Source organism: Nautilia sp. (assembly GCF_053994455.1).
Map to the genome: position 1 here is coordinate 1 of NZ_JBMYAU010000048.1, position 16,440 is coordinate 16,440.

At 40.0% G+C, this 16,440-nt stretch carries 18 protein-coding genes; 14 read left to right on the plus strand and 4 right to left on the minus strand.

Annotation, left to right across the window (positions count from 1 at the left end):
- Positions 1 to 35: 35 nt before the first annotated feature.
- From rpe to ACXJIE_RS03190, 8 genes are all read left to right on the plus strand, one after another.
- On the plus strand, positions 36 to 677 hold the full coding sequence (gene rpe / locus ACXJIE_RS03155; protein ID WP_456479527.1) for a ribulose-phosphate 3-epimerase: 642 nt from the start codon (positions 36 to 38) through the stop codon (positions 675 to 677).
- Entirely contained in the window at positions 674 to 1,276 is a 603-nt protein-coding gene (locus ACXJIE_RS03160) for a phosphoribosylanthranilate isomerase (RefSeq protein WP_456479528.1), read from the plus strand. Before rpe ends, ACXJIE_RS03160 begins: the two co-directional genes overlap by 4 nt.
- Positions 1,277 to 1,325: 49 nt before the next feature.
- On the plus strand, positions 1,326 to 2,621 hold the full coding sequence (locus tag ACXJIE_RS03165) for an NFACT RNA binding domain-containing protein (RefSeq protein ID WP_456479529.1): 1,296 nt from the start codon (positions 1,326 to 1,328) through the stop codon (positions 2,619 to 2,621).
- A complete protein-coding gene (locus ACXJIE_RS03170) occupies positions 2,618 to 2,857 on the plus strand; it encodes a hypothetical protein (protein WP_456479530.1) in 240 nt (79 codons plus the stop codon). The genes ACXJIE_RS03165 and ACXJIE_RS03170 overlap by 4 nt, the downstream gene beginning before the upstream one ends.
- Positions 2,858 to 2,938: 81 nt before the next feature.
- Positions 2,939 to 3,676 carry a phosphatidate cytidylyltransferase gene (locus ACXJIE_RS03175; protein WP_456479531.1) on the plus strand — a complete coding sequence of 246 codons (738 nt, stop codon included), beginning with the start codon at positions 2,939 to 2,941 and terminating at the stop codon, positions 3,674 to 3,676.
- Positions 3,677 to 4,777, plus strand: coding sequence for a 1-deoxy-D-xylulose-5-phosphate reductoisomerase (gene dxr, locus ACXJIE_RS03180; RefSeq protein ID WP_456479532.1), 1,101 nt, complete (start codon positions 3,677 to 3,679; stop codon positions 4,775 to 4,777). It abuts the gene before it with no gap.
- On the plus strand, positions 4,770 to 5,249 hold the full coding sequence (locus tag ACXJIE_RS03185; RefSeq protein WP_456479533.1) for a GAF domain-containing protein: 480 nt from the start codon (positions 4,770 to 4,772) through the stop codon (positions 5,247 to 5,249). Before dxr ends, ACXJIE_RS03185 begins: the two co-directional genes overlap by 8 nt.
- Positions 5,249 to 5,902 (plus strand): HAD family hydrolase, encoded by a 654-nt coding sequence (locus tag ACXJIE_RS03190; RefSeq protein WP_456479534.1) that lies wholly within the window; start codon positions 5,249 to 5,251, stop codon positions 5,900 to 5,902. Before ACXJIE_RS03185 ends, ACXJIE_RS03190 begins: the two co-directional genes overlap by 1 nt.
- Here the strand turns inward: ACXJIE_RS03190 and ACXJIE_RS03195 are convergent.
- Entirely contained in the window at positions 5,899 to 7,353 is a 1,455-nt protein-coding gene (locus ACXJIE_RS03195) for a TrkH family potassium uptake protein (protein WP_456479535.1), read from the minus strand. The two genes, ACXJIE_RS03190 and ACXJIE_RS03195, sit on opposite strands and share 4 nt — an antisense overlap.
- Positions 7,335 to 8,618: an NAD-binding protein gene (locus ACXJIE_RS03200; protein WP_456479536.1), complete on the minus strand. Its 1,284-nt coding sequence runs from the start codon at positions 8,616 to 8,618 to the stop codon at positions 7,335 to 7,337. Before ACXJIE_RS03200 ends, ACXJIE_RS03195 begins: the two co-directional genes overlap by 19 nt.
- 239 nt (positions 8,619 to 8,857) lie before the next feature.
- On the opposite strand from ACXJIE_RS03200, the gene ACXJIE_RS03205 reads away from it, so the two are divergent.
- From ACXJIE_RS03205 to ACXJIE_RS03230, 6 genes are all read left to right on the plus strand, one after another.
- Positions 8,858 to 9,415 (plus strand): pyruvate flavodoxin oxidoreductase subunit gamma, encoded by a 558-nt coding sequence (locus ACXJIE_RS03205; protein WP_456479537.1) that lies wholly within the window; start codon positions 8,858 to 8,860, stop codon positions 9,413 to 9,415.
- A 9-nt stretch (positions 9,416 to 9,424) separates the two neighbouring features.
- Positions 9,425 to 9,829 (plus strand): 4Fe-4S dicluster domain-containing protein, encoded by a 405-nt coding sequence (locus ACXJIE_RS03210; protein ID WP_456479538.1) that lies wholly within the window; start codon positions 9,425 to 9,427, stop codon positions 9,827 to 9,829.
- Between the two features lie 11 nt (positions 9,830 to 9,840).
- The gene (locus tag ACXJIE_RS03215; protein ID WP_456479539.1) at positions 9,841 to 11,058 is read left to right on the plus strand and encodes a 2-oxoacid:ferredoxin oxidoreductase subunit alpha; all 1,218 of its coding nucleotides are present in this window, start codon (positions 9,841 to 9,843) and stop codon (positions 11,056 to 11,058) included.
- A 10-nt stretch (positions 11,059 to 11,068) separates the two neighbouring features.
- Complete coding sequence (locus ACXJIE_RS03220; protein WP_456479540.1) at positions 11,069 to 12,022, plus strand: thiamine pyrophosphate-dependent enzyme; 954 nt, start codon at positions 11,069 to 11,071, stop codon at positions 12,020 to 12,022.
- 398 nt (positions 12,023 to 12,420) lie between these two features.
- Positions 12,421 to 13,806, plus strand: a complete 1,386-nt coding sequence (gene thiC, locus ACXJIE_RS03225; protein ID WP_456479541.1) for a phosphomethylpyrimidine synthase ThiC — start codon at positions 12,421 to 12,423, stop codon at positions 13,804 to 13,806.
- 66 nt (positions 13,807 to 13,872) lie between these two features.
- Positions 13,873 to 14,988, plus strand: coding sequence for an Mrp/NBP35 family ATP-binding protein (locus ACXJIE_RS03230; protein ID WP_456479542.1), 1,116 nt, complete (start codon positions 13,873 to 13,875; stop codon positions 14,986 to 14,988).
- On the opposite strand, the gene ACXJIE_RS03235 is transcribed toward ACXJIE_RS03230, so the two are convergent.
- Entirely contained in the window at positions 14,989 to 15,852 is an 864-nt protein-coding gene (locus tag ACXJIE_RS03235; RefSeq protein ID WP_456479543.1) for a class I SAM-dependent methyltransferase, read from the minus strand.
- Complete coding sequence (locus ACXJIE_RS03240; protein WP_456479544.1) at positions 15,852 to 16,418, minus strand: DUF502 domain-containing protein; 567 nt, start codon at positions 16,416 to 16,418, stop codon at positions 15,852 to 15,854. The genes ACXJIE_RS03235 and ACXJIE_RS03240 overlap by 1 nt, the downstream gene beginning before the upstream one ends.
- Positions 16,419 to 16,440: the final 22 nt, after the last annotated feature.

The following is a 16,440-nucleotide window of genomic DNA, read 5'->3' on the forward strand; positions in this document are numbered from 1 at the left end:
AAAAACGGCGGAAGAAACCAGGTAAAAGGAATAAAATGAAAATAGCTCCGAGTATTTTAAGTGCCGATTTCGGCAGTTTGGCCGAGGATGTAAAAAAAGTGTGCGATGCGGGTGCGGATCTTATACATGTGGATGTGATGGACGGGCATTTTGTACCTAATATGACGATGGGACCTATGATTGTAAAAGCGGTTGCCGAGGCGTCGGACAAACCGCTTGATATTCATTTTATGGTTGAAAACATACCGTTTTTTATAGATCTTTATAAAGATTTGAAACCAGAATTTATCTCTTTTCATATAGAAGAGGAAAAGCATATAAACAGGGTGATTCAGAAAATAAGAAACGAAGGCATAAGACCTGCTGTGGTACTCAATCCCGCGACTTCCGTTAGCCTGCTTGAATATATCGTCGCAGATGTGGATATGGTGCTTTTAATGAGTGTAAACCCGGGATTCGGCGGGCAGAAGTTTATTGAAAGCGTGCTTGATAAAATAAAAGAACTCAGGGAACTTGCCGAGAGGAAAAACCCTTCTTTATTAATAGAAATCGACGGCGGGGTGAATGATAAAAACGCCCCTCTTTTAAAAGAAGCGGGAGCCGATATCTTAGTTGCCGGAAGTTATGTGTTCGGAAGCGGGGATTACAAAAAAGCCATAGAAAGTCTGAGGGTATGAAGGTAAAAATCTGCGGGATTACGAACTACGAAGACGCCAAAACGGCGTGCGATGCGGGTGCCGACGCCCTCGGGTTTGTAACGTATCCGAAATCCCCCCGTTTTATTAAGCCGGAGGAGATAAAAACACTAATAGAAAAACTCCCGCCTTTTGTAACCAAAACGGTGCTTTTTGTAAATGTCGACGCCGGGTATGTAAACGAGGTGATGGCTTATACGAAAGCCGACCTTGCCCAGATACATTTCGAAACGGATGAAGGGTTTTATAAAGAGCTTGCCTGTAAACACATAAAAGTGATACGGGCAAAAGAAAGAAACGATATCGAAAGGTTTGCGGGAGAATATAAAATAGTGGACGCTTACGTGCCCGAATACGGGGGAAGCGGTAAACGAGTGGCGCTTGAATGGTTTGAGGGAAGGGATAATTCGGATATTATCCTTGCAGGCGGACTTTCACCCGAAAACGTTTTTGAAGTCGGAAGATTCGGGTTTTACGGGGTGGATGTGAGCAGCGGGGTTGAGAGTGCGCCCGGGAAAAAAGACAAAAGAAAAGTAAGAAAGTTCATAGAACTTGCCAAATACGGATTCAGGTGCGGATGATTAAAAATGGAAAATGTTTTAATGAAAAATGTAAAGTGAAAAGAGGGATATGAAAGCGTTTGTTTTAAAAAAGATTGCCGAAAAATTAAAAAAACACAAATATGTCAAGAGGGCTTTAAGGGTTGATGAAAACCTGATATTAATGCAGTTTGACAAAGATAAGTACTATTTCGACCTGACAAAAGGCAGCGGTGATATATACATAAACATCGACTATCCGCTTTCACGCAAGTTTCAGGCGCCTTTTGACATTGTACTTGAAAAAAAGTTTACAAAAGCCGAAATTGTAAACGCTGAGGCAAAAGAGAGAATTCTCACGATAACCGTAAAAAACCAAAACCGTTTTAAAGAAGAGAGGGTAAAGATAAGGTTTGAATTTACGGGGAGGTATACAAACGCCGTTATACTTGATGAAAACGACACTGTTATAGAGTCTTTGCGGCATATAAGCGAAAGCCAGTCTTCAAGGGTTGTAAAGCCGGGAATGAAACTTGAGGAGCTTCCACCTTTTGAGATAAAGGAAAAAGAGTTCGAAATCGAAAACCTTGAAGAATATACCAAAGATCTGTTTAAAAAGAAATACCAAAACCGTCTCAGACAGAAAAAAGAAGCGATAATAAACAGAATAAGCAAAAAAATAAAAGAGATTCGAAAAAAACTCTCAAAACTCGACGATGAAGAAAAACTTATAAAAAAAGCCGAACTTTATAAAAAATACGCCGATATCGCAATGGCAAACCTGTATCAGATAAAACCGTACAGCAAAGAGCTTAAAACGTATGATTTCGAAGGAAACGAAATCACAATTCCCCTGCCGGAACTTAAAAACGTAAACGAAGTGGGCAATTACTTTTACAATCTTGCCAAAAAATACAGAAGAAAAGCTGAAAACTTGCATATTGAAAAGGGGCATCTGAATTCACAGCTCGAGTTTTTGGAAAATTATAAAAGACTTATCGAAAAAACGGAGGATTTGGGAAGCCTTAATTATTACAAACCCCCTAAAAAAGAAAAAAGCGTTGATGAAAATGTGGCCGAGTTTTTTATAGACGATTATAAAATCCTTGTGGGTAAAAACGAAAAAGGAAATATTAAACTTTTAAAAAGCGCAAACGCGAACGATATGTGGCTGCATATTAAACATTATCCCGGCTCTCACGTCATAATAAAAAACAACAGGCTTTCAATTCCTCAAAACGTAATAGAAGAGGCTGCCAAACTCGCCGTGGCTTTTTCTAAAAAAAACGAAGGAGAAGTCGATTATACTAAAAGAAAGTTTGTAAAGGTAAAAGACGGGGCGAATGTGGAGTATGGGAAATACAGCACGATAAAGGTAAAATTATGAGCTTAATAGGGCAGGTAACGCTAATAAATCAGAATATGCATGTGGCTTCGGCAATGGCGGCGGATAATGTTGCGAGGGAGCAGATAAGCAAAGAAACGCAAAAAATAATAAACGAAGAAAAAGAGCTGAAAGTAAAAGAAGTCCGTCCCGTTGAGGAGAGTGAAAAAATTCTTGCCGAGGACGATTCTAAAGAAGAAATTGAAAGGGAAAGCAGACATATCGATTTAAGGGCGTGAATAAGTAAATAAGTCGTGAGGTTGTGACTTTACCTCACGGTTTAACCGTTTTATATATTATAATTAGAAAAAAGGAATATAATGAAAGAGCGTATTATAACTTCGGTTGTGTTAATAGCCGTATTATTGCTTGTTGGTGTAATTGACAACAGATTTTTAACGGGGGTTTTGACAGGCGCTGTTGCGATTGCGGGATATACGGAAGCCGAAAAACTTTTTAATACAAAAGACAAAGAGATATTTTATATCGCTATTGCGAGTGTCGTGCTTTCATTGATTGTAAATCCTTTTACCGCTTTGGTTTTCGGTGTTATTGTAAGCGCCTCTTATATCGCTTATTATCAAAAGGATCTAAACGTAATATCACCGGTTGTTTATCCTTTGGTTCCCGTAATGGTTTTATATGCGTTATATGTTAAACAGGGTATGGGTATTATCGGATGGCTTATCGTAATAGTGGCTCTTACCGACTCACTGGCCTATTTTACGGGCAAAAATTTCGCAAGAAAATTTATTCCGACCGGTTTTTGCAAAACATCCCCGAACAAATCGTGGGAAGGGGTTATAGGGGGAGTTGCGGGTGCGACGGTTATAGGGGCGTTTGTCGGGCTTTATTTTATGCATTTCTGGAGCGCTTTTTTCATTTCTTTAACGGTAAGCGTTTCAAGCGTGTTCGGCGATCTGTTCGAGAGTTATTTAAAAAGAAGAGCGGGGGTTAAAGACAGCGGAAATATTTTACCGGGACACGGCGGAGTGCTTGACAGAATAGACGGATATCTGTTTGCCGCCCCCGTAATGTTCGCACTGACGGGGATATAATTGGTTGTTTTAGGTTCAACCGGAAGCATAGGGGTCAACACCCTTGAAATAGCGAAAAAATATAATATTAAAATAGAAGCCTTGGTGGCAGGCAACAATTATAAACTCTTAAATGAGCAGATTAAAAAATTTAATCCCGAATTTGTGGCGGTAAAAGACAAAAAAACCGCTTTAAAAATCGATTTTGAAAATGTAAAATACGGCGAAGAGGCAATACTTGAAATTATAGAAAAATCAAAAAGCTCCCTTGTTGTAAACGCCCTTGTAGGCGATGCGGGGCTTAAACCTACATTGAAAGCGCAGGAGTGCGGTAAAAAAATAGCTCTTGCGAACAAAGAATCTCTCGTCAATGCCGGTAAATTTATAGATACGAGCAAAATTACGCCGATTGACAGCGAACATTTCGGGCTTTGGTATCTGTTAAATGGAAAATGGAAAATGGAAAATGGAAAATGTGGGTTTAATAAATTATATATAACGGCAAGTGGGGGAGCGTTAAGGGATTGGGATGTTAAAAATATACAAAACGCCGGGCTTAAAGATGTGTTAAACCACCCAAACTGGTCTATGGGGGTTAAAATAACAATCGATTCGGCCACGATGGTAAATAAGCTTTTTGAGCTTCTTGAAGCGAAATGGCTTTTTAACACTTCGGATATCGACGCTTTTATAGAAACGAAATCGATTATTCACGCTCTTGTGGAATGGGTTGACGGAAGTACGACGGCCCATATTTCCAAAACCGATATGAAACTTCCCATTGCCTTTGCCGTATCGGGAAAAGTAAACGATAGGATATTGGAACCTGTAAATCTTTTGGAAGTCGGTAAACTTGAGTTCAGGAAAATAGACTGCCGGAAATATCCGGTGTGGGAGATAAAAGATCCGCTTCTTGAAAACCCGGATTTGGGTGTTGTGGTGAATACGGCGAACGAGTATGTTACCAAGAGGTTTATAAAAGATGAAATAGGTTTTACCGATATAAGCGGAATTATTTTAAAAAGCGTTAAAAAATTCGGTGATATACAAATGGGGAGTGTGGATGATGTGTTTTTGATTAAAAGGGAGGTTGCAGAATTTTTAAGGAGAAATTATGGATAAGTTTCAGCTTCATAAGTTAGAGGAGCTTTTCGAGCTTGTGCTTAACGCAAAGGATATTTACGAAGCCATTCACAAAAGTGCCGATTTGGTAAAAGAGCTTATCGACGTTGACAGGGTTTCCATATTTATAAAGGAAAACGACAGGCTCTGGACGTTAAGGGCCGATTATACGGAAAAATTCGAAATGCCTTTAAAAAAAGGGATTGTGGGGTTTGTTGCGGCGGAGAAAAAAGCGTATATGACAAACGACGCTTATAAGGATGTCCATTTTGCCAGGGAAATAGATTTAAAAACCGCATACAATACCAAAAACATACTGGCGGCTCCGATTATAGACACTGCCGGAAAACTTATAGGAGTGGTGGAGTTTATTAATAAAAACGGCGATTTTAACGATAAAGATTTGGTATTCGCGGAAATGTATGCCAAATATATTTCCGAACCTTTAAAATTTCATCTCGGAATTGTCTGATGAAAACGATACTTTTTGATTTAGACGGTACTCTTATAGATTCCACCGAGGCTATTTTGGAGGGGTTTAGTGTTTCTTTTAAACATTTCGGCAGGATTCCTCCAGAAAACGGAAAAATAAAAAAACTGATAGGGCTTCCGCTGGATGTTATGTTTGCAAAACTCGGAGTTGATGAAACCGAGGTGTGGGGTTATGTTAAGGTTTATAAAAACCATTACAGAAAAATTTCAAAAGAAAAGACGGTTTTGCTTCCTTTTGCAAAAGAGGCGGTGCTTGAGGCGGCGAAATATGCGAAACTCGGAATTGTTACGACAAAAACCGGAGAGTATTCAAAAGAACTTCTCGAACATTTCGGAATAATGAAATATTTCGAAGTGTTAATCGGAAGAGAACACGTTCAAAACCCTAAACCTCACCCGGAGCCTGTGTTAAAAGCCGTTCATCTGATGGATGCCGTTAAAGACGCCGTATGGATGATAGGCGATACGTGTCTTGATATGGTAAGCGCAAAAGAGGCCGGTGTTAATTATATAGGGGTGAAATGGGAGTATGAGGATTTGCATTCGATGAGAAAATGTGCCGAAATAATAAAAGAAAACGCATACGAAGCGGTGGCGTACATAATAAAAAGCGGAGAAAAACGTAGAGTTTAAAATTTTTTCCAAAAATCCTTACTGAGAAGTATCAAAACCGTAAAAAACTCGAGTCTTCCTATAATCATTCCTATTGCAAGAATGAGTTTCTGGGTCTGCGTAAAAAATGCGAAATTATCCACAGGCCCCACATGTCCGAATCCCGGACCTATGTTGCCTACACAGGCTATCGATGCGCTAAGAGATGTCAGTGTGTCGTATCCGTTTGCAAAGAGATAAAGTGCGATTGATGTGACCGTTAAAATATATAGAAATATAAAAGCGCTTACATTATTTATTATTTGTTGCGGAATTGTTTTTCTATCTACTTTAACAGAAATTATGGCGTTTGGAAAAAGTATTTTTTTTATCTGGTACTTCAGGTTTTTAAACATCACCACAAACCTTATAACCTTAATCCCCCCGGCCGTGCTTCCCGCGTTTCCTCCTATTAACATAGCTATAAAGATTAATGCGATAGCGGCCTGTCCCCACCCGGAGTAGTCAACGGTTGCAAATCCTGTGGTTGTCAGAATCGAACTAATTGTAAAAAATCCGTGAGTGAGGGTGTAAAACAGTGAATCTTCGGAATTGAAATAATGTATCAGGCTTACGCCTACGGACAATACGAAGAATATAACTGAAAACCATACCACCTCTTCGCTTTTGTATCCGCTGTAGTCTTTTTTTAAAAATTTAATATGCGCTATAAAGTTTATACCGGAAATAAACATAAAAAAGGTTGTGGTCCACAAAATCCACGGGTTGTTCGACCAGTATCCCAAAGACTCGCTTCTTGTGGAGAATCCGCCGGTGGATATGGTTGCAAAGGCGTGATTTATCGCATCAAAAAACCCCATGCCCTCTATTTTTAACAAAAAAGCGTCAATAAAGGTGATTGTAAAGTAAATTCCCCACAGTTTAAGGGCGGTGTGTTTTATTTTAGGAGTGATTTTATCAGGGGTTATTCCGGTTGATTCCCCTTTAAAAAGCGCCAGCGAGCCCGTCGGGTTTATTAACGAAAGTAAACCGACACCCAAAACGATAATTCCCATACCCCCGATCCAGTGCATGGTGCTTCTTAACATCAGTATGTTTTTTGAAAGGTCCGTAATATCCGAATAAATGGTTGCCCCGGTTGTAGTAAAACCGCTTGCGGCTTCAAAAAAACCGTCTATAAACGTAATGTTTGTTTCGAGCATCAGGGGAATGGCTCCGAGAACACCCAGCATAACCCATACAAGGTTTACGCTTAATATGGCGTCTTTTATTTTCATTTTCATACGGTGGTTTTTGAGCCATAGAAGTATTAAAAAAAACACTGTTGTCGCAGCCGCGGAATAAATGATGAAAGAAGTTACGTCTTCATCGTAAATCACGCCTGTAACAATGGGTATTAAGAAAAAAAATTCCGTCATCAAACCTACGATTGATAGGAATTTAAGTATGTTTTTTACAGTGACTCTATCCATTTTCTGTTTCCTGAAAAGTTGAATTCCAAAACAATGTCGTTTGGCAAAAGCTCCGTTTTGTTTTTAATTTTTATAATTCTGTCGTTTCTGAGTATAATCGTTTTTGAGTTTTCTTTGGGCGGATTGACTTTTTTGGGCTGAAAAACCTGTTTTATGAAAATTTTGCCTTTCGCCCCCAAAAAAAACCTTTCGTATATCAGAAGCCTCGAATCTATTTCTTCTAAAATTTCATAATAAGCGGCGATTTTAGGTCCTCTTATAGTTGAAAGTTTCAGCGAATGCATAAGGGAATAGTAGTTCAGGTTGTTGTTTATCGTAATTATTTTTTTTATTCCGAGTTTTTTCGCCTGGAGGGATTTTATAATGTTGCTTTCGTCTTTAAGTGAAGCCGCAATCGCGATATCGGAATAGTGCAGTCCCTCGTTTATTATCATCTCTTCGTCTTCATAGGAGGAATTTATAACCATGGCGTCTTCTCCGAGAAGCTCGGCCGCTCTGGTGGCGAGCTCTTCGTCTTTTTCGAGGAGTTTTACGTTTAAGCTGAAAGCCGTTAGGATTTTTGCTATTTCTATGCCCAGCGGGTTTGCCCCGTAGATTAAAACGTTTTGGATGTGTTCGGGCGAAACGGTGTCGAGTTTGTTTATTATTTCTTTTAATTTTTCTTTTTCCCCGAAAATATACAGCAAATCCTCTTCTTCAATAAAATCGTCTTCGTCCAAAAATATGAATTCTTCCCCCCTTTGGGCGCCGATTACGATAATATCGTCCGAGTTTATTGCCGATACCTTGTCTATTTCCGGATTTTTGACATTTAACGACGCCAGAATAAAATCGTTAAATGGAAATTCTTTTATATTGTTGGCTTTGGGAAATTCTATAAGTTTGGCGACGGCCGTGGCGGATAATTTATAAGGAAAAATCAGTCTGTTTATATTGAGTTTCTGAAAATTGGTCGAGATATAAGAGGTGTTTGTAAGTCTGACTATCGTATTTTCGATATCGAGTATGTTTTCCGTAACTATTGTGGAAATAAGGTTTATTTCGTCGTTGTTCGTAACGGCTATGAAAAAGTCGAACTTTTTCTCCAATCCCATATATGCCCTCGAATCTCTCAAATCCGCACATATCGTCAGCACGTCGAGGGTTTCTTTTAACATTTCAAGAGCTTTTTCGTTTTTGTCTATTATTACGACGTTGTGTTTGTGTGAAAGCGCCTTTGCTATATTGTAGCCCACTTTTCCGGCGCCCGCAATTAATATGTTCATCTACGGCCTTTGACGTTTTGGTTGTTAACTGAAACAATATTATACATCTTTTTTTGAAAATAGCGCTATTTTTTCATATTTTTTACTTAGGAGGTGGAAAAATTTTTTATTACTAAAAGTAACATTTTCCGTAAAAAGAGAAAAATAGGCCGATTCGGATTAATTTAGGACGAAATTTATGCTATATTAATACTACTTTAAGTAAAATTTCGATAAAATATGACAAAAAAAGGATAAATATGTTACAAATCAGATGGCACTCTCGCGCAGGACAAGGGGCAGTAACAGGTGCTAAAGCACTTGCGGATGTAATGGCAAGGACTGGAAAATTCGTACAGGCTTATTCGGTTTACGGTGCCGAAAAAAGAGGTGCGCCAATGACGGCGTATGATAAAATAGACGACAAACCCATACTTGATCATTCCAAATGGATGGCGCCCGATTATGTATTGGTAATAGACCCTTCGCTTGTTTATCAGGAGGAAATAGTAGATAACACCACCGATGACACTATATTTATAGTTACATCTCACTTGCCTAAAGATGAACTTGTAAAAATCGCAAAACATCTTGACGGAAAAAAGCTATATGTTATCGACGCAATTAAAATCTCTCAGGAAGAAATAGGAAGAGCGATTCCAAACACTCCGATGCTCGGTGCTTTTATTAAAATTTCGCAAATATTACCTTTTGAGGATTTCCTGGTTTCCATCGAAGATATTCTTTCAAAATTCCCGCAAAAGATTATTGACGGAAACCTAAGAGCTATCAGAAGAGCTTATGAAGAAGTAAATTAAGGAGAAATTATGGCAACACCTAAAGAAATGTTAACGACTTGGGATAAAATTCAGTTCGGTGCGGTTCTTCCGTCGTTTGAAGATCCAGAAAAAAAAATAAGAAGCAGATTTCATTCATATAATTATAAAGTGGCTGACTGGAGGGTTGAAAAACCGGTATATAACAGAGAACTCTGCATTGACTGTGATTTTTGCTGGGTGGCGTGTCCGGACAGCTGTTTTGAAGTGGAGGAAGTTGTAAACAAAAGAGGAAAAAAACAGGCGAAAATCGTGGGAATAAACTATAATTTATGTAAAGGCTGCGGTGTATGTGTTGACGTGTGTCCTACACCCATCAAATCGCTTTTAATGTTCCCTGAACAGATTGACAACGAAGAGGCTTTAAATCAGTGGCCTAAAAAAGAAGACAAATAAAAGGATTAATAATGGCACAAAAATATGAATTAAAATCAAAGGAAGTTTGGGACGGAAATATGGCGGCGGCTCACGCCTTAAGACAAGCGCAGGTGGATGTTGTTGCCGCATATCCTATTACGCCCTCAACCCCTATCGTTCAAAATTACGCCCAGTTTTTGGCTGACGGATACGTAGACGGTGAATTTGTAATGGTTGAATCCGAACATTCGGCAATGAGCGCGTGTGTTGGTGCGGCTGCTGCCGGAGGTAGAGTTGCTACCGCGACTTCTTCTCAGGGTTACGCTTTAATGGTGGAGGTTTTATATCAGGCAAGCGGTATGAGACTTCCTATCGTTATGACGGTGGTAAACAGAGCATTAGCATCTCCTCTTAACATTCACGGCGATCACAGTGACTTATACCTTGGAAGGGATGCGGGATGGATTCATCTGATTGCAAATAACCCTCAAGAAGCGTACGATTTGACATTATGCGCATTTAAAATCGCCGAAGATGAAAGAGTCAGACTACCGGTAACTACCAACCAGGACGGATTTTTGGTATCGCATACCGCTCAGGTTGTCGAGCCGCTTCAGGATGAAGACGCCGAGAAATTCATAGGCGCATATAAAGCGTTAAATCCAATGCTTGATACGAAAAACCCCGTAACGTACGGTGCACAGACGGAAGAAGAGTGGCATTTCGAACATAAAGCCAACCAGCATAAAGCGTTAATGGATTCGTTCCCTGTGATAGAAGAGGTTTTTGCTGAATTTGAAAAATTAAGCGGCAGAAAATATAATTTGGTTGAAGATTACAGACTTGAAGATGCCGATATTGCGTTGGTTCTTATGGGAAGCGGATATGAAACGGCCATGCTTGCGGTTGACGAGGCAAGAAAAGAAGGTATTAAGGTCGGTTTACTTATGCCAAGAGTATTCAGACCGTTTCCATATAACGAAATAGCTAAAAAACTTGCAAACGTTAAAGCTGTTGCAGCACTTGACAGAAGTGCCCCTATGGGAACGACCGGCGCTCTTTACAATGAAGTTGCGGGAGCGCTTGCGGCTAACGGACAGAGTGCGATTATGACAAACTATATTTACGGTTTAGGTGGAAGAGACACAACTGTCGAGCATTTCTTAGAAGTTATTAAAGATACGAACAAAAACGCAGAAGCTGGAAAAAGAGTAACCGACTTACAAGGTTTTGTAAACCTTAGAGGTCCGAAGTTATCATTTAATTAAGGAGTTTTTTATGAAAAATATAGGTAATTTAAAAGAATTCGCATGTACTCCTGACAGGTTTCAAGGTGGTCACAGATTATGTCCGGGATGCGCCCATTCTATGATAGTTAGGGAAGTGGTAAACGCCACCGACGATGATTTGGCGATATCGACAGCAACCGGATGTCTTGAGGTTTGTACTTCGATTTACCCTTATACGTCATGGGACGTTTCCTGGATTCATATAGGATTTGAAAACGCGGCTGCCGCTATTGCCGGTGCGGAAGCTATGTACAGTGCGCTCAGCAGGAAAAACAGACTTTACAATGAAGACAGAAAAGTTAAATTCGTAGCCTTCGGAGGTGACGGAGGTACTTACGACATCGGGTTCCAGTCTCTTTCAGGTGCCGTCGAAAGAGGTCATGATTTTCTGTATGTGTGCCTTGATAACGAAAACTATGCAAACACGGGCGGACAGAGAAGTAGTGCGACCCCGATAGGTGCGCATACGTCTACAACCCCGAGAGGTAGGGTGAGTTACGGTGAAAAACAGAGAAAAAAAGATTTGACGATGATTATGGCGGCACACGGGTGTCCTTACGTGGCTACTGCAATTCCGGGAACCAAGCATTGGAAAGATTTGGCTCAAAAAGCGGCAAAAGCCCTTTCAACCGTAGGACCTACATTTATTAATGCCCTGAGCCCTTGTACGACCGAGTGGAAATTTAAACCGGAAGAAACGGTTGAAATTGCCGATTTGGCGGTTGAAACTTGTGCATTTCCATTGTATGAAATTGAAGACGGACATAAGCTTACAATTACATACAGACCTAAAAACAAAATTCCTATTGAGGAATATCTCGGAAGACAGGGAAGATTCAGCCATCTATTCAAACCCGAAAACAAATGGATTATTGAAGAGTGGCAGAAAAACGTGGATGCTTACTGGGAATATCTGCAAAGAAGGGAAGAAGCGGGAGTTTAATCCCCCTTTGTTTTTTTTATTGAATTTGCAGGTGTCTGTCACCGTTAATATTATAAGTAAAATAATTTTTTTTAATTTTAAATTATACTTTTTATACTTTAAAATATAGTACTGACTAAATAAAGTGAAACAATTGCAAATTTTAACGGAGAAAAAGCGTTAAAAAAAGTGCACTTAACCCGAAGGGCGCTTGCGTTTGCACTTTTTAGCTTTTTCGAAGTGTTAAAAAATTTGCACGCTTGTTGAGTGTATTTAGTCAGTACCTAAAAACGGAAAGATTTAAAAATGGAAGTTACCGGATCGGCCGGGTTTGCAATTTTGCTGTTTTAGGTAAAGTTTTAAGCTGATTTTAAGGTTTTTTGGGTAAATTCCGAGCAAATATATCTTAAAGGACATAAATGAGGAGTGAGTGGATTGAAAAAAGAATAAAAGACAAAACAAGAACCCAGATGTATTATGCCAAAAAGGGTGTAATCACCGAGGAGATGGAGTATGTGGCAAAGGCAGAAAACCTCGATGCCGAACTTGTAAGAAGCGAAGTGGCTAGGGGCAGGCTCATAATACCCGCAAATATCAACCATAAACATTTAAAGCCTATGGCGATAGGAAGGATGAGCAGAACAAAAGTAAATTCGAACATAGGGGCGAGCGCACTTGCGAGCGATATCGAAGAGGAGGTTAGAAAACTTCAGACTTCCGTAAAATACGGCGCCGATACGGTGATGGACTTAAGTGCCGGGGCAAAAAACATGGATGAAATCCGCGAGGCTATCATTGCGGCAAGCCCCGTGCCTATCGGAACGGTTCCTATGTATCAGATAATAGATGAAATAGGCGATGTGCTTGAACTTACATACGACGATATTTTAAGAGTTCTTGAAAAACAGGCTAAGCAGGGGGTCAGTTATTTTACGATTCATGCGGGTCTTTTGTTAAGACACATGCCTCTTATTGCAAAAAGGAAAATGGGAATAGTAAGCCGCGGAGGGAGTCTTACGGCAAGCTGGATGCTAAAACACCACAAGGAAAACCCTTTTTATACGATTTTTGACGATATTTTGGATATTTGTAAAGAATACGACGTATCGCTTTCACTCGGGGACAGCCTCAGACCCGGGTGTCTGTATGACGCAAGCGACAAAGCACAGCTTGAAGAGCTGAAAATTTTAGGAGAACTTACCCTCAGGGCATGGGATAAAGACGTTCAGGTAATGATAGAAGGTCCTGGGCATATTCCCATTAATGAAATAGAAAGAAACGTAAGACTCGAACAGATTTACTGTCATGAAGCGCCGTTTTACGTACTTGGTCCTCTCGTGCTTGATATCGGTGCCGGATACGACCATATAGGAAGCGCTATAGGCGCCGCAATGGCCGCATGGTACGGAGTTAGTATGCTCTGTTACGTAACACCGAAAGAACATCTCGGTCTTCCGAACGAAGAGGATGTGCGAGAAGGTATGCTTGCATACAAAATTGCGGCGCATTCCGCCGATATTGCCAGAAAAATTCCGGGTGCAAGGGATAAAGACGACGAAATGAGTGACGCAAGATACAGATTCGACTGGAAAAGACAGTTCGAACTCGCACTTGATCCTGAAAAGGCGAAAGAATACCACGACGAAACGCTTCCTCAGGAGGTGTTTAAAGAAGCGGAATTCTGCTCTATGTGCGGACCTAAATTCTGCTCATATAAAGTAACCCAGGACGCCATGGAAAATTTCGACTGGGACGAGTTTAAAAAAGAAGCCGAAAAAAAGATGAAAGCCGAGGCCGGTAATTGATATAGGTTATTGACAAAAACGGAAAAAAGTAATATAAAGTAAAAAAATTTAACTTAAGGAGTCAGAGTGAAAGACAAAATTAAAGAGATGCTCAAAAAGGTAATTTACCCCGGATTTAAAAAATCCGTGGCGGATTTCGGATTTGTAAAAGAGATTGAAGTAAGCGAAGACGGAAAACAGGCGATTATTACATACCAGATCCCTTCAACGGACGACGAGGTGGCACAAAAACTCAACGACGCCACAATCGATACCTTAAGAGCCGAAGGGATTGAAGCAAGCGTAAACATAATAAGACCAAAAAAACCGAGAGAGACATCAAGCAGAGGCGTTAATAAAATGCCGGGCGTAAAAAGTTTCGTAATGGTTTCTTCCGGTAAAGGGGGAGTGGGTAAAACCACAACCGCTGTCAACCTCGCTCTTGCACTGAGTAAAGAGGGCAAAAAAGTGGGTATTCTTGACGGTGACATTTACGGTCCGAATGTTGCGCGAATGCTCGGAATGCAGGACAGAAAACCTGAAGTGGTGGGCAATAAGGTAAAACCTTTTGAAAATTACGGTGTGAAGTTCATTTCAATGGCAAACCTGCTTCCCGAAGGTAAGGCGCTTATGTGGAGGGGCGCTATGCTTGTAAAAGCGCTTCAGCAGTTTATGGAAGACGTGGAATGGGGAGAACTTGACATTCTTGTTATCGATATGCCTCCGGGAACGGGTGATGCGCAGATGACTATGGCACAGCAGGTTCCCGTAACCGCAGGTGTTGCCGTAACCACTCCCCAGACTGTTGCGGTGGATGATGCGAAAAGAAGTTTTGATATGTTCAAGCAGCTTCATATTCCGATAGCCGGGGTGATTGAAAATATGAGCGGATTTATATGTCCTAACTGCGGTGTCGAATATGATATTTTCGGAAAAGGCGCGGCCGCCACTTTGGCAAAAGAATATGAAACTAAAGTTCTCGCCCAGATTCCTATTGAGCCTGAAATCAGGGAAGGCGGGGATGCCGGAAGACCTATTCTCGTAAACAGACCCGATAGCGAAAGCGCAAAAAGATTCGCCAAAGCCGCAAGGGAGGTTATAGAATTTATAGATTATGTACTTGCCGAAGATCTCTCAGGAAACGAAATGATCCAGCCTATTTACGGGGTAAACGGTACGCCTAGCGCGTGCAGTATGAAATAATTAATTAAAAACCAGGCTGTGGAGGGAGGAGTTGGGATACTCCTGAGGGTTTTCAATCACTTTTTTAAAAGTAAAAGAGGTGTTTGATTCAATCATTTCCCTCAGCTCCTCTTTTGAAAATTTCGGTGAATTGATACATGCCAAAAGGATAGTGTTTTGATGTGAAAGAGAGGGGAGTTTTTTTATGATTTTGATGTAATCTTTTGATGCTATGAAACTTCCTTTTTGATGTGTAGGCGGATCTATTATTATGATATCGTAAGGTGCTTTTTTTTGCAGTTTCACAAACGCTTTTAAAATGTTATAAGGCAAAAACGATATGTTTTTAATATCAAGTCCGTTTATCCGGTGATTTGCCATTCCCGTGGCAAGGACCGATTTGCTCATATCCACGTTTGCTACATATTCGGCGCCTCCTCTTCTTGCAAACAGTGAAAATCCGCACGTATAGGCGAACAGATTAAGAACCGTTTTGTTTTTGGAAATTGATTCTACATAGCTTCTTGAGTTTTTCATATCTCCGAAATAGCCTATGTTTTGGTTAAAGAAATTAAGTTTGAATTTTATGCCGTTTTCAATTGCAAAATATTCCTGCGGAATTTCACCTCTGAGTGCGAACGTTTCGTTGTTGTATCTTCTTTTTACTATTATGGTTTCGTGTCTTGAGGTTTTGATAAACTTTTTGAAAAGATCCAAAATAGTGTGTTCGTATTCGTTTTTTTCGTAAAACTGTATGAAGAGTATTTTATCTATACTGTCAATCGTTAGAAATTTAAACTCGTTTTCACCCCGTCCGTGGTAGAGCCGTCTGAATTCTTCCCCCGGGGTGAGAGAGGCTGTTTTTTGTATCAGTTTTTTAAACATTATTTGATTCCGAGGGAAATTATTTTACCAAGAGCCTCTTTTACATCCGTATCGACTCTTTTCCATTCTCCGAGAGACGTTATTTCGCCTTTGACTTCTTTGTCTTTGTCAAGCAGTATGACATATCCCGAAGTCGGGTTGGGGGCTGTGGGTACGAATGCGATGAATCTTTCTTTTTCCTCTTTTGTCAAAAAGGCGTAGGTTTTGTAATTTGCAAACATAATTTCTACCACCCCGAGATAATTTTTGTCGTTTGAAAACATATTCATCAACTCTTTGAAAAATTTGTATATGTTTTTGATAAAAGGAACTTTTGAAAAAATGTTTTCGGTAATGTATAAAATAATGCTTTTTTGTTTTTTGGTGATAATGTAGCCGATGTATGTAATCAGTAAAACGGTAACGGCTAATAAAACGGACGGATAGACGGGATAGTTTATTTTTGCGTAAAATAGATGAATGAATTTCAGCAGCAAACCAGCAACGTAGCTTACCACCCAGACGGTTAAAACCAAAGGAAGAAGGGCGAATACGCCTTTTAAAAAATAATTGAACGCTTTTTTCATTCCGTACCTTTTTTAAAATTGT